11 protein-coding genes are annotated in these 13,704 nt (G+C 73.5%); 8 read left to right on the top strand and 3 right to left on the bottom strand.

Translation table 11 applies throughout. The features are described from left to right. A partial coding sequence (locus F8279_RS26105; protein ID WP_151501343.1) for a serine hydrolase occupies positions 1-1,197 on the bottom strand: 1,197 nt, incomplete at its 3' end. 98 nt (positions 1,198-1,295) lie between these two features. Here F8279_RS26105 and F8279_RS26100 point away from each other — a divergent pair. From F8279_RS26100 to F8279_RS26085, 4 genes are all read left to right on the top strand, one after another. Continuing rightward, the gene (locus tag F8279_RS26100; protein ID WP_091427433.1) at positions 1,296-1,769 is read left to right on the top strand and encodes an NfeD family protein; all 474 of its coding nucleotides are present in this window, start codon (positions 1,296-1,298) and stop codon (positions 1,767-1,769) included. 5 nt (positions 1,770-1,774) lie between these two features. Further along, a complete protein-coding gene (locus F8279_RS26095; protein WP_151501342.1) occupies positions 1,775-2,881 on the top strand; it encodes an SPFH domain-containing protein in 1,107 nt (368 codons plus the stop codon). A 128-nt stretch (positions 2,882-3,009) separates the two neighbouring features. Further along, on the top strand, positions 3,010-3,813 hold the full coding sequence (locus F8279_RS26090) for a hypothetical protein (RefSeq protein WP_151501341.1): 804 nt from the start codon (positions 3,010-3,012) through the stop codon (positions 3,811-3,813). 90 nt (positions 3,814-3,903) lie between these two features. Beyond that, positions 3,904-6,114 (top strand): transglycosylase domain-containing protein, encoded by a 2,211-nt coding sequence (locus tag F8279_RS26085; RefSeq protein ID WP_225853413.1) that lies wholly within the window; start codon positions 3,904-3,906, stop codon positions 6,112-6,114. 12 nt (positions 6,115-6,126) lie between these two features. On the opposite strand, the gene F8279_RS26080 is transcribed toward F8279_RS26085, so the two are convergent. Further along, positions 6,127-6,756, bottom strand: coding sequence for a thymidylate kinase (locus tag F8279_RS26080; RefSeq protein WP_225853415.1), 630 nt, complete (start codon positions 6,754-6,756; stop codon positions 6,127-6,129). 137 nt (positions 6,757-6,893) lie between these two features. On the opposite strand from F8279_RS26080, the gene F8279_RS26075 reads away from it, so the two are divergent. Beyond that, the gene (locus F8279_RS26075; RefSeq protein WP_151501338.1) at positions 6,894-7,454 is read left to right on the top strand and encodes a dihydrofolate reductase family protein; all 561 of its coding nucleotides are present in this window, start codon (positions 6,894-6,896) and stop codon (positions 7,452-7,454) included. Positions 7,455-7,467: 13 nt separating this feature from the next. On the opposite strand, the gene F8279_RS26070 is transcribed toward F8279_RS26075, so the two are convergent. Then, on the bottom strand, positions 7,468-9,300 hold the full coding sequence (locus F8279_RS26070; protein ID WP_151501337.1) for a thiamine pyrophosphate-requiring protein: 1,833 nt from the start codon (positions 9,298-9,300) through the stop codon (positions 7,468-7,470). Positions 9,301-9,403: 103 nt separating this feature from the next. Here F8279_RS26070 and F8279_RS26065 point away from each other — a divergent pair, with 103 nt between their 5' ends. From F8279_RS26065 to F8279_RS26055, 3 genes are all read left to right on the top strand, one after another. Beyond that, on the top strand, positions 9,404-10,216 hold the full coding sequence (locus F8279_RS26065; protein WP_225853414.1) for an RNA methyltransferase: 813 nt from the start codon (positions 9,404-9,406) through the stop codon (positions 10,214-10,216). A gap of 44 nt (positions 10,217-10,260) precedes the next feature. Beyond that, the gene (gene argG, locus F8279_RS26060) at positions 10,261-11,712 is read left to right on the top strand and encodes an argininosuccinate synthase (protein ID WP_091427451.1); all 1,452 of its coding nucleotides are present in this window, start codon (positions 10,261-10,263) and stop codon (positions 11,710-11,712) included. Between the two features lie 146 nt (positions 11,713-11,858). After that, positions 11,859-13,704: PucR family transcriptional regulator ligand-binding domain-containing protein (locus F8279_RS26055; RefSeq protein WP_368668841.1), on the top strand; the 1,846-nt coding region annotated here is incomplete at its 3' end.

The raw sequence follows: 13,704 nt of genomic DNA, 5'->3' as shown, positions 1-13,704 counted from the left end.
GCGGCCCCGCCACCGGTCCGGTCCCTCGGGAGTGAACCGGAGCAGCGGCTTGCCCACCAGGCCGCCGACCAGGTCCCCGGCGGCGTCGACGCGCAACTCGTACTCGCCGCCCATCCACCACCAGCGGCCGGTCAGCGCGGCCACGTCGGCGGCGGGCGGGTCGGCCGGGCGCCAGGGGGCGGGCGCGGCCGGTTCGGCGTCCAGCACCAGCGTGAGAGCCTCCCGGCCGAGCGCGCCGATGTGGTGGCCGCGCAGCCCGTACGAGTTGGCGAAGTTGACCACGGCGGTACGGGTGGGCCGGTGCACGGCCAGGCCGGCGACGTAACCGGGCATGGAGCCGCCGTGCCCGACGTACACCCGGTCGCCGACCCGGTAGAGCTCGATGCCGAGGCCGTGCCCGCCGGTCCACGAGTCCAGGTCGTTGATCACCACGGGGGCACACATCTCGGCGAGCGTGGCGGGGGAGAGCACCGCCGGGTCCGGATCGGCCAGGAACGCGGCCCAGCGGCCCAGGTCCTCGACCGTCGACCAGAGTTGGCCGGCCGCTGCCATCGCCCCGCTGTCGGTCAGCGGCTCCTCCCGCAGCGTCTCGTGCCAGGGGTGCACGACGTAGCCGCGGGCGTACGGCTCGGTGGGGTGGTACGTGGTGCGGCGCATGCCCAGCGGCGTCAGCAGCCGTTCGGTCAGCAGGTCCGCCCACGGCGTGCCGGTGATCCGCTCCAGCACGGCGCCGAGCAGCCCGTACGCCAGGTTCGAGTAGTGGTAGACGAAGTGCGGCGGGTGGGCGATCTTGTCCGGCGTCAGTCCGGCCAGCAGCGTGTCCAGGCCCGTGCCCCCGGCGCGCTCCCACCACTCGCCGTCCGGTTCGCGTTGCAGGCCGCTGACGTGGCCGAGCAGCCGGCGCACGGTCAGTGAGCCGACCGGGGTGCCGGGCAGGTGCGCGTCCAGCGGATCGTCGAGCGCCAGTCGGCCGGCGTCGCGCTGCTGCATCACCAGCACCGCGGTCATGGTCTTGGTGATCGAGCCGACCCGGTACTGCAGGTCGCCGTCCGGGCGGGGCGTCTCGCCGGCGACGGCCAGGTGGGCCAGGTGACCGTCGCGGACCACGCCGAGGGCGAGCGAGGGACCTCGCCCTTCGGCCTGGGCTCGGGCGACCAGCAGGTCCACCTGACGCGCGGTCTCGGGCAGCAGGGACATGTCGTCCTCCTCGTCGGCCGGGGGTGCGGTACGCCGTGCCGAGCCTAGCGATCATGACAGTTCGATGACACGTGCGTTGACGTGTCAGGATTGTTCTCGTGGACGCCGTCTTCTGGATCGTTCTGGGTGTGGTACTAGCGGTCGCCGAGATCTTCACGACGACGCTCTTCCTGATCATGTTCGGGGTCGGGGCGTTCGCCGCGGCCGGCGCCGCGGCGCTCGGTGCGCCGGTGGCGCTCCAGGCGGTGATCTTCGCGGTGGTGTCGGCGCTGTCGGTGGTGGTGGTCCGTCCGGTGGTCCGGCGGCACGCCCGGCCGTCGCTGGAGACCGGGGAGCAGCCGTTCGGGGTCGAGGCGCTGGAAGGGGCCACCGCTGTGGTCCTGGAGCCGGTCGACGCCGACCGGGGCATGGTCAAGATCGATGGTGAGCTGTGGACGGCCCGCTCGTACGACGCGACGCGCACGTACGCCGAGGGTGAGCGGGTGCAGGTGATAAAGGTCCGGGGCGCTACCGCCCTGGTATGGCAGGACGACATTTCCACCCCGGGCGAGCTGCCCGAAGCGAAAAGGTGAACGGTATGGAGTTTCTGGCGATCCTGATGATCGCGGTGGCGTTGATCGGTGTGGTGACGCTGTTCAAGGCGGTACGGATCGTGCCGCAGCAGCGGCAGGACGTGGTCGAGCGGCTCGGTAAGTACAAGCGCACGCTCAACCCGGGCCTGAACCTGCTGGTGCCGTTCGTGGACGCGGTGCGTACCAAGGTCGACATGCGCGAGCAGGTGGTCAGCTTCCCGCCGCAGCCGGTGATCACCTCCGACAACCTGGTCGTCTCGATCGACACCGTGCTCTACTTCAAGGTCGTCGACTCGGTCCGGGCCACCTACGAGATCTCGAACTTCCTCCAGGCGATCGAGCAGCTCACCGTCACCACGCTGCGTAACGTGATCGGCTCGCTGGACCTGGAGCGCGCGCTGACCAGCCGCGAGGAGATCAACCGGCACCTGTCCGGCGTGCTGGACGAGACCACCGGCCGCTGGGGCATCAAGGTGACCCGGGTCGAGATCAAGGCGATCGAGCCGCCGCCGAGCATCCGTGACTCGATGGAGAAGCAGATGCGCGCCGAGCGGGACCGCCGCGCCGCGATCCTCAACGCCGAGGGGCACAAGCAGTCGCAGATCCTCACCGCCGAGGGTGAGAAGCAGGCCGCCGTGCTGCGCGCCGACGGTGACCGGCAGGCCCGGATCCTCCAGGCGGAGGGCCAGGCCAAGGCGATCCGTACCGTCTTCGACGCGATCCACACCGCCAACCCGAGCCAGAAGGTGCTGGCCTACCAGTACCTCCAGGCGCTGCCGCAGATCGCCAACGGCACGGCGAACAAGGTCTGGATCGTCCCGACCGAGCTGACCAAGGCCCTGGAGGGCATGGGTGGCGCGCTGGGCGGGCTGGCCAACATGGTCGGCGACCAGCCGTCGCCGGAGGCCGCCAAGAGTGCCGGCGAGGTCGAGCGGGAGGCCGCCGAGGCGGCCCAGGCCGCGGCCATCGCCGCCCAGGAGATCCACAACGAGGTACGCGTGGCCGAGGCGCAGGCCACCGGCGGCAACACCCCGCAGGGTCTGCCCGCGCCGGAGCCGGTGTCACCGGCCAGCCTGGTGAACGACCCGGCGGACCAGCGCGAGCGGGGCTGACCGGCAAATCCGAGAATCCCTCATACGGCGCTCCGGCGGCTGCCACCATCGGTTTCAGGACGGGTGGTGAGCAGGGCCGGAGCGCCGTTGCGCGTCCCGGGCCGCCCGCGGCGCGAACGAGGTGAGGCATGAAGGACCCGGCCAACCGGCTGTTCTCCCGTACCCCGGTCCCCGGCGCGCACGACCCCGCCGGGCCGATCGGCTCCCGGCGTACCGGAGGGGGTTTCGGGGTCCTGCCGTTCGTCTCCGAGCCCGGCCCGGGGGCGCCGGCCACCGACGCGACCTGGGCCTGGTCGATCCGCCGGTTCGCCCGCGCGGCGGTCTGGCTGCTGCCGGCGTACGCGGTGCTCTACGGCCTGGTGGCGATGGCCAGCGACGGCGGGGTGGGCAACGACCCGTATCCGGCCGACGGCCGGCCGCTCTACCTGGTCGGCTGGGTTGCGGCGGTGTGGCTCGGGCTGCTCGCCCTGCTCGCGCTCACCGGCCTGCTCGCCGCCACCCGCTGCCGCCGCGTCGCACTGGCCGGGCTGCTGGCGAGCATCGGCGGGATGGTGCTGATGCTGCCGTTCGCCGGGCTGGCCGAGCAGACACCGGTGTTCGGCGTGACCGCACGTGGCATCGTGCTGTTCGGCGCCACCCTCTACAGCGTGGGCTGGTTCCTGACCGGCTGGTCGGTCGCCCGGTCCGGGATGTTCTCCTACGGCGACGGGACGATGCTGATGATCGCCGCCCCGCTGCTCGGGCTCGGCGGCGCGCTGATCGGCTCGCTCCAGACGTTCGGTGCGATCTTCGTGCTGGTCTCCGGCATCGGCATCGGCTACCGCAGCGGCCGCCTGGTGCCCGAGACGATCGCCCGGGACGCGGCCGCGGCCAGCGTCGCCGCCGCACCGGTGCCGCCCGCGTCACCGAAGGGCCCACTCGGGGCGGGCTGACCGTTTCGGAGCTGGGCGGTCGCCGTGAAGTAACTGACAGTTGCCTGGCGAGGTGGCCGGTAGGCGGCTTTCGTGGCAATCCTTGCGTCCATGCCGTCTCCCAGGTCGCCGCTGTCGCGGCTGTTCACCGTGCTGCTGGCCGGCCTGCTCGCCGGGCTCGTCCTCGCGGTCGCCGCGCTGCCCGGCGGCCTGCTCGGCGGGTTCGCCGCCCGGGCGGCGCTCGGCGCGTACGCGGACCTGCCCGACGCGCTGCGTACCCCGGTGCAGCCGCAGCGCTCCTACCTCTACGCCAACGACGGCAAGACGCTGATCACGACGTTCTACGACGTGAACCGCACCGACGTGTCGCTGGACGAGATCGCCCCGGTGATGCGGCAGGCGATCATCGCGGCCGAGGACCGGCGGTTCTACTCGCACGGCGGCGCGGACCTGCGCGGCATCGCCCGGGCGCTGGTGGCGAACGTCAAGGGCGGCGGCACCGAGCAGGGCGGCTCCACGCTGACCATGCAGTACGTCCGCAACGTGCTCAAGACCGACCCGAACCGCACCCCGGAGGAGCGGCAGGCCGCCACCGAGCAGACAGTCGGGCGCAAGCTCCAGGAGATCCGGTACGCCAACGCCCTGGAGCAGTCGCTGTCCAAGGACGAGATCCTCAACCGCTACCTCAACATCGCGTACTTCGGTTCCGGCGCGTACGGCGTCGCCGCCGCGAGCCAGCGCTACTTCGGCAAGGCGCCGGCCGGCCTGACGCTGGGCGAGGCGGCGCTGCTCGCCGGCCTGGTCCAGTCGCCCGACGCGTACAGCCCGATCGACGGCGACAAGGACCAGGCGCTGACCCGCCGGGGGTATGTGCTCGACGCGATGGCCGAGACCGGCGCGATCACCCCGCAGCAGGCCGCGGCGGCGAAGGCCGAGGCGCTGACGCTGCGGCCGACCGCCCAGCCCAACGGCTGCACCGCCACCGCCCAGGGGCACGACGACTGGGGCTTCTTCTGCGACTACCTGCGCCGCTGGTGGCTCACCCAGCCGGCGTTCGGCAGCACGCCCGAGGAGCGGGAGCAGGCGCTGCGCCGCGGCGGCTACCGCGTCGTCACCACGCTGGATGCGAAGATCCAGCAGACCGCGCAGGAGCAGGCCACCACGGTCTACGGGTACGGCAACAAGCGGGCGCTGCCGATCGCGGCGGTCGAGCCCGGCACCGGCCGGGTCCTCGCCATGGCGGTGAACCGGCACTACAGCCTCGACGACAACCCGGCCGGGCAGGCCAACCACCCGAACACGGTCAACCCGCTGATCTCCGGCGGCGCCAGCGTCGACGGCTACCAGGCCGGCTCGACGTTCAAGATGTTCACCATGCTCGCCGCGCTGGAGGCCGGCAAGCCGCTTGCCACCGGCTTCGACGCCCCCAGCCGGCTGCCCACCCGGTACGCCTCGGACGACGAGGGCAACTGCGACGGCACGTGGTGCCCGGCGAACGCCAACCCGCAGTGGATGGACGGCTACCGGATGATGTGGGACGGCTTCGGCCGGTCCGTGAACACGTACTTCGTCTGGCTCGCCGAGCAGATCGGCGAGGACAAGGTGGTGGAGATGGCCCAGCGCCTCGGCATCACCTTCCGCGCCGACTCCGACGCCGCGTTCGCCCGGGACAACGCCGCGAACTGGGGCGCGTTCACGCTCGGCGTGGCCGCCACCACCCCGCTGGACCTGGCCAACGCGTACGCCACGGTGGCCGCCGAGGGCACGTACTGCAAGCCACTGCCGGTGGTCTCGGTGACCGCGCCCGACGGCGACGCCGTCGACGTGGCGCAGCCGTCCTGCGAGCGGGTGCTCGAACCGGACGTGGCCCGCGCCGCCACCGACGCGGCCCGCTGCCCGGTCGGTCAGCAGTCCGCGTTCGGGCAGTGCAACGGCGGCACCGCCACCGCCGTCGACTCGATCGTCGGCCGCCCGGTGGCCGGCAAGACCGGCAGTTCGGAGCGCAACGCCACCGAGACGTTCGTCGGGTACACCCCGCAGGTCGCGGTGGCCGGCATCGCCGCCAACCCGGACGACGTCAACGATCTGGTCGGCTCCGCCGTGCAGGCGAAGGTGATCGACGCGGTGGCCCGGACCATCAAGACGGCGCTCACCGGAAAGCCGGTGGCCGGCTTCACCGCGCCGAGCCGGGCGCTGGTCGGCGACCCGCAGCGCCCGCAGCCGCCCCGCCGGACCGAGCCGGACCGACGCGAGCAGCGCGAGGACCGCGAGGACCGCGAGCTGCCCTCCGACGTGCTCCGCTGGCTGCGCGAGCGGGGCTGAGCCGGGCCCGCCTCACGCGTCCGGTGGAGGCGGGGTGGTCGCCAGGGTCGTCAGCGCGGCGTCGAGCGCGGCGTCGAGCGCGGCGTCCAGGGCGGCGGCCACCTCCGCCGGGGCACGATCGCCGTCGAGCACCGTGAACGTGCCGAAATCGGGCAGCGCCCGGTAGGCGGCGTCCAGCGCGCGCAGGTGCGCCGGTTCCTCGGTGTCGATGCCCCGCGCGGCCACCCGCAGCCGCGCCACCTCCGGGGAGGTGGCCAGGAAGCACACCACCGCCGGGCGCGGGAAGACCGCGTACGCGGCGCGCACCACGCGCCGTCCCCGGTCGCCCCGGGCCGCCATGATCACGTCCTGGCACCAGGTCCACCGGTCCAGCACCGCCACCCGTCCGGTCAGGCGGGCCACCGCGACGGTCCGGGCCATCGCCGCCGCGCGCACCGTCGCCTCCAGCGCCGGATAGAGGGTACGGCCGAACAGCGCCACCCCGTCGGGCCGGCCGAGCGCCCGGGCCAGCCGGTTCCACAGCGGCCGCCCACCGGCGTTCTCGAAGTACCGCGCCCGGACACCTCGCTCGCGCAGCCGCGCCGCGAGCGCCTTGGCCTGCGTGGTCTTCCCGGAGCCGTCGACGCCGATAAGTGCGATCATCACGGGGCGGCCCATATGCCCGGACGCTAACGCACCCGGACAACCACCCGCGCGACGTGTCGGATCCGGCCCGGCGGCTCCGACCCACAGGTGAGCGCGCCCGACCGGGACGCGCCGCCAACGCGAAGGAGCACGGCATGGGCAGGATCGTCTACTGGGTGCACACGTCGGTCGACGGGTTCATCGAGGGGCCCGACGGCGAGTTCGACTGGCCGGAGATGGGGGACGAGCTGTCCGCGTACTCCATCGACCTGTCCGAGCGGGCCGACGCCTTCGCCTACGGCCGGCGGGTGTGGGAGATGATGTCCGGCTACTGGCCGCAGGTCGAGTCGATCTCCGACCACCCGCACGACCTGGCGTTCGCGCCGATCTGGCGGCGTACCCCGAAGCTCGTGGTCTCCCGGACGCTCACCGAGGCGGACCACGGCGCCCGGGTGGTCGGCGGCGGTGACCTGGCCGCCGAGGTGGCCGCGGTGCGCGACGGGATCGACGGCTACGTGCTGCTCACCGGCGGGACCGGCGCGGCGGCGTCGCTGACGGCGCTCGGCCTTGTCGACGAGTTCCACGTGATCGTGCACCCGGTGCTGCTCGGCGGCGGCAAGCGGCTGCTGCCGGACCTGGACCGCCGCAGCCTGCGGCTGGCCGGCACGCGCACCTTCGACGGGCGGTCGGTGCTGCTGAGCTACGCGCGGGCCTGACGGTCAGCGGCGGTCAGCGGCCCCGGCGGCGGGGCCGGTACGTGGCGAGCGCGGCGGGCACGCCGCGCCGCACGATGCCGGCCCGGTCGCTGTCCCCGCGCAGCACCGCCGCGGCGGTCTTGCGTGCCTGCTCGACGGTGAAGTGCGGCGGCAGCATCAGCTCGGCCGGGTCCACCACCGCGTTGACCACCACCGGCCGGTCCGCGTCGAGCACCCGCTGCCACAGGCCGTCCACCCGGGCGGGGGAGTCGACCAGCTCACCGCCGAGGCCCAGCACCTCCGCCCACCTGTGGTACGCCACGTCCGGCAGGTCCTGGCTGTCCGGGAACATCGGCGTGCCCTCGCCGGACCGCTGTTCCCAGCTGACGAACGCGAGATCCCGGTTGTTGAGCACCAGCACCACGAACCGGGGATCGGCCCACTCCCGCCAGTACTTCGCCACCGTGATCAGTTCGTTGACGCCGTTCATCTGCATCGCGCCGTCGCCGAGCAACGCGATCACCGGCCGGTCCGGGTGGGCGAACTTCGCCGCCAGCGCGTACGGCATCCCGCCGCCCATGGACAGCAGCGTGCCGGAGAGGCTGGCCAGCATGCCGGGGCGGACCCGCACGTGCTGGGCGTACCAGGCGGTGGCGGTGCCGCAGTCGACCGCGAGCATGGCGTCGTCTGGCAGCGCGTCGTCGAGCGCGGCGAACAGCGACTGCGGGTTGACCGGGTCGGCGGGCTGGGCGGCGACCTCGCGTTGCGAGGCCCGCCACTTGCCGGTGGCGTCGGCGAGGGTGGCCCGCCAGGCGGTCGGGCCCGGCCCCGGGCCCAGCTCCTTGAGCAGGGCGCGCAGCGTCGGCCCGGCGTCGCCGGTCAGGTTCACCTCGGTCGGGTAGCGCAACCCCATCCGGGTGCCGTCGATGTCGATCTGCACCGCCCGGGCCTGGCCCTCCGGCGGGTAGAACTCCGAGTACGGCATCTGGCTGCCGACGATCAGCAGCCGGTCGCACTCGCGCATGAGCTGCCAGCTCGGGCGGCTGCCGAGCAGGCCGATCGCGCCCGTCACCCAGGGCTGCCGGTGGTCGACGGCGGTGAAGCCGAGCAGCGCGGTGGCGACCCCGGCGCCGAGCCGGTCGGCGATCCGGCGTACCTCGTCCTCGGCGCCGAGCGCGCCCTGCCCGACCAGCATCGCCACGCGCTCGCCGCCGCGCAGCACCTCGGCGGCGCGGCGCACGTCGGCCTCCGGCGGCACTGTCGGCTCGCTGCTCGGCACCGCGCTGGTGTGGTAGTAGCCGTGGGCGTGCGGCGGGTGCGGCACCGCGGGCAGGTCCTGCACGTCCGAGGGGAGGACCAGGGCGGTCACGGTACGCCGGGCCAGCGCCGTGCGGCAGGCCCGGTCCACCAGGTGCCGGGCCTGGGACGGGTCGTCGAGCTGGGCCAGGAAGGCCGACGCCACGTCCTTGTAGAGCGAGAGCAGGTCCACCTCCTGGTAGTAGCCGCCACCCTCGGCGGGCAGCGCGGTGTGCCCGAGCAGCGCCACCACCGGCTGGTGGTCGAGCTTCGCGTCGTAGAGGCCGTTCAGCGCGTGGATCGCGCCCGGACCGCTGGTCACCACCACGCAGCCGAGCGGACCGCCGCCGTACTTGACGTGCGCGCCGGCCGCGAAGCCGGCGGTCTCCTCGTGCCGGACCTGGATGAACCGGGCCCGCCCCTCGGCGCGCTGCAACGCCGAGGTCATGCCGTTGATCCCGTCGCCCGGGTAGCCGTAGTAGCGGTGCACGCCCCACTCGGCGAGACGGGCCACCAGGTAGTCGGCGACGGTGGCGTCGCGGGGGAGGTTGCCGTCGTGATCCGCGCCCATCTGGTTCCCTCCGTCGCCGTCCGGCCTTCCGGCTCCGTTCCCCGCCCGGGGCGACGGAAACCCGGCCCGTGCCGGAGCGGCCGGGCGGGCCGGGCAGAATCGCCTGGTGCCCGTCCACGAGATCACCGACCCCGACGACGACCGGATCGCCGACTACCGCGCGCTCACCGACGTGGAGCTGCGTACCCGCTGGGAACCGCCGCACGGGCTGTTCATCGCCGAGGGGGAGCTGGTGCTGCGGCGGGCGCTGCGGGCCGGCTACCCGGCCCGGTCGTACCTGGTCGACGCCAAGCGGGTCGACCAGCTCGCCGACCTGGACGCCGGGGACGCGCCGGTGTACGCGGCCACGCCGGACGTGCTCCAGCGCGCCACCGGCTTCCACGTGCACCGGGGCGTGCTCGCGTCGTTCCACCGCAAGCCGCTTCGCTCGGCCGACGAGGTGCTCGCCGCCGCCCGGCGGGTGGTGATCCTGGAGGACGTCAACAACCACACCAACCTCGGCGCGATCTTCCGGGGCGCCGCCGCGCTCGGCGTCGACGCGGTGCTGCTGTCCCCGACCTGCGCCGACCCGCTCTACCGGCGCAGCGTACGGGTCAGCATGGGCGAGGTGTTCGCGGTGCCGTACGCCAAGCTCGACAGCTGGCCCGAAGGGCTGGACCAGGTTCGCGCGGCCGGGTTCACGGTGCTCGCGATGACGCCCGCGCCTGATGCCGTACCGATGCAGCGGCTGACCCCGGCGCAGCGCGAGCGGGCGGCGTTGCTGCTCGGGGCCGAGGGGCCGGGCCTGACCGCGGCGGCGCAGGCGGCCAGCGACGTGCGGGTGGTGATCCCGATGCGGCGCGGCGTGGACTCGCTGAACGTGGCCGCAGCCGCGGCGGTGGCGTTCTGGGAGCTGGGGCGGGACGACGCGCTCTGAGGATCGGCTTGCATGACCATGCGAGACCGTGCATAATCTTCCTTGTGTCCAAGGTTCTCACCTCCCTGCCCATCGGCGAACGTGTCGGCATCGCCTTCTCCGGCGGCCTCGACACCTCGGTAGCCGTCGCGTGGATGCGCGACAAGGGCGCCGTCCCCTGCGCCTACACCGCTGACATCGGCCAGTACGACGAGCCCGACATCGCCTCGGTGCCCGGCCGCGCCCACACCTACGGCGCCGAGGTCGCCCGGCTCGTCGACTGCCGCGCCGCGCTGGTCGAGGAAGGGCTGGCGGCGCTGACCTGCGGCGCCTTCCACATCCGCTCCGGCGGGCGGGCCTACTTCAACACCACGCCGCTGGGCCGGGCCGTGACCGGCACGCTGCTGGTCCGGGCGATGATCGCCGACGACGTGCAGATCTGGGGCGACGGCTCGACGTTCAAGGGCAACGACATCGAACGGTTCTACCGGTACGGCCTGCTGGCCAACCCGCAGCTGCGGATCTACAAGCCGTGGCTGGACACCGACTTCGTCACCGAACTGGGCGGGCGCACCGAGATGTCGGAGTGGCTGCTGGAGCGCGGCCTGCCCTACCGGGACAGCACCGAGAAGGCGTACTCCACCGACGCCAACATCTGGGGCGCCACCCACGAGGCCAAGACCCTCGAACACCTGGACACCGGCATCGAGACGGTCGAGCCGATCATGGGCGTCAAGTTCTGGGACCCGTCCGTGGAGATCCCGGCCGAGGACGTCACCATCGGCTTCGACCAGGGCCGCCCGGTGACGATCAACGGCAAGGAGTTCGGCAGCGCCGTCGACCTGGTGCTGGAGGCCAACGCCATCGGCGGCCGGCACGGCCTGGGCATGTCCGACCAGATCGAGAACCGGATCATCGAGGCCAAGAGCCGCGGCATCTACGAGGCCCCCGGCATGGCGCTGCTGCACGCCGCCTACGAGCGGCTGGTCAACGCCATCCACAACGAGGACACGCTCGCCAACTACCACAACGAGGGCCGCCGGCTCGGCCGCCTCATGTACGAGGGCCGCTGGCTGGACCCGCAGGCGCTGATGCTGCGCGAGTCGTTGCAGCGCTGGGTCGGCACGGCGGTCACCGGCGAGGTCACGCTGCGGCTGCGCCGGGGCGAGGACTACTCGATCCTGGACACCACCGGGCCGGCGTTCAGCTACCACCCGGACAAGCTGTCGATGGAACGCACCCAGGACTCGGCGTTCGGCCCGGCCGACCGGATCGGCCAGCTCACCATGCGTAACCTCGACATCGCCGACTCGCGGGCCAAGCTGGAGCAGTACGCCTCCGTCGGCATGGTCGGCGGCGGCACCCCCCAGCGGATCGTCGGCGCCGCCCAGGCGGCCTCGACCGGGCTGATCGGCGCGATGCCGCAGGGCGGCGCGGAGGCCATCGCGTCCCGGGGCGTACCCACCGCCGAGGACGAGGCGCTCGACCGGGCCGCGATGGAGTTCGGCGTCGACTGACCGCCGCCTCCCGCATGAACGTACGCGGACCGCTGCCCGGCCGGGCAGCGGTCCGCGGCTCGTCTCGTCGCCCCGCCCGCCGGTCCCGCCGCGCCGGCGGGCCGGTGACGGTCCGGCTCTCGGCAACGGTGGTGACGCAGGGTAGCGTGTCGCCCGTGTTCCCTACCGTGCGTGAGGTGCTGGACCTGGTGCCCGTGCGCCACGGCGCGCCGCGCCTGGTCGCCGGGAACGCCGGGCTGGACCGGCCGGTGCGTTGGGTGCACATCGCCGAGGTGCCGGACATCGCCACCCTGCTCGGCGGCGGGGAACTGGTCCTGACCACCGGGATCGGCCTGCCGGGTGACGACGCCGGGCTCCGCGAGTTCATCGGTGCCCTGGCCGACGTCGGCGTCTCCGGGCTGGTGGTCGAGCTGGGCCGCCGCTACGTCAGCGGAGTACCACGCGTGATGGCCGCCGCCGCGGAACGCCGCGGCCTGCCCCTGATCGAGCTGCGCCGGGGCACCCCGTTCGTCCGGATCACCGAGGCGGTGCACGCGCTGATCGTCGACGCCCAGCTCACCGAGCTGCGCGCCACCGAGGAGATCCACCAGCGGTTCACCGAACTGTCGGTGGAGGGCGCCGAACCGGCCGAGGTGCTGCGGCAGGCCGCCGAGCTGGCCGGCTGCCCGATCGTGCTGGAGAACCTGTCCCGGCAGGTGCTCGCGTACGACCCGGCGGGGGAGAACGCCCAACTGCTGCTGGACGGCTGGGAACGGCACTCGCGGCAGATCCGCCCGGCCGGGCGCACCGCGTACGACCCGGACAGCGGCTGGCTCGTCACCACGGTGGGCGCCCGGGGACAGGACTGGGGCCGGCTGCTGCTGCGCTGGCCGGCGACCGAGTCCACCCCGCCGACCCGGCTGACCATCCTGATCGAACGGGCCGCCTCCACGCTGGCCCTGGGCCGGCTGATCCGGCGTGACGCCGAGGGCCTGGAACGGCAGATCCACCGTACGCTGCTGACCGCCCTGATCGACCACACCCGCCCGGTGGACGAGGTGGCGCTGCGCGCCAAGGCGCTCGGCGTCGTCCTGGACCGCCGGCACCTGGTCGGCGTCGTGGTCCGGCACCGCGCCGACGAGCCCGCCGGTGATGCGGGCGCCCCCGACGACGAGCCCGCCCCCGCCCGGCGCGGTCAGCGCCGCGACACCGACGCCGAAGGACCGGAAGCCGGTCCGGCCCGGCTGCGTGACCTCGCCGAGGCGGTCAGCCAGGCCGTCCGGGACGCCAAGCTCACCGCGCTGACCAGCCCGCTCGACGACCAGGCGGTGGGCGCGCTGCTGGCGCTTCCCGACCCGGCCGCCGAGGAGAAGGCACTGTCCGCGTTCGCCGCGGCGTTGCGTCGGGTACGCCTCGACGCCGCCCCCGCCGCCCGCCCGGTCGACGTCCCGCCCCGGGCCGCGATCGTGGTGGCCGCCGGATCCGGCGTGGGCAGCCTGCGTGAGGCGCGCCGTTCGCTGATCGAGGCGCGGCAGGTCGCCGAGGCGGCGCGGCGGGATCCCCGGGATCTGCCCTGCTACCGCCTGCCGCACGTCGGGCTGGCCGGGCTGCTGCACCTGTTGCGCGACGAGCCCCGGTTGCAGACGTTCGTCGAGCGTGAACTCGGGCCACTGCTCGCCTACGACGCCCAGCATCCACGCGAGCAGTTGCTCGGCACGCTGCGGGCGTACCTGGAGCAGGGGCGGAACAAGTCGGCCGGTGCGGCCGCCGCGCACCTGTCCCGGCCGGCGTTCTACGAGCGGCTGGCCCGTATCGGCCGCGTCCTCGACGCCGACCTCGACTCGGTCGACAGGTGTCTGTCCCTGCACGTGGCCCTGCTGGCCCTGGACGCCAAGCTGCGTGTGCAGACCCGTACCCAGATCGCCTCGCTGCAGGCGAAGCTCGGCGTCACCACGGTCTACGTCACCCACGACCAGGTCGAGGCCATGACCATGGGTCACCGGGTGGCGGTCA

It is taken from the genome of Micromonospora sp. AMSO1212t (assembly GCF_008868145.1).
In the GTDB taxonomy this organism is placed as follows: domain Bacteria; phylum Actinomycetota; class Actinomycetes; order Mycobacteriales; family Micromonosporaceae; genus Micromonospora; species Micromonospora tulbaghiae.
Note: the sequence above shows the minus strand (reverse complement) of the source record. Positions and strands in the feature narration are given on the sequence as shown.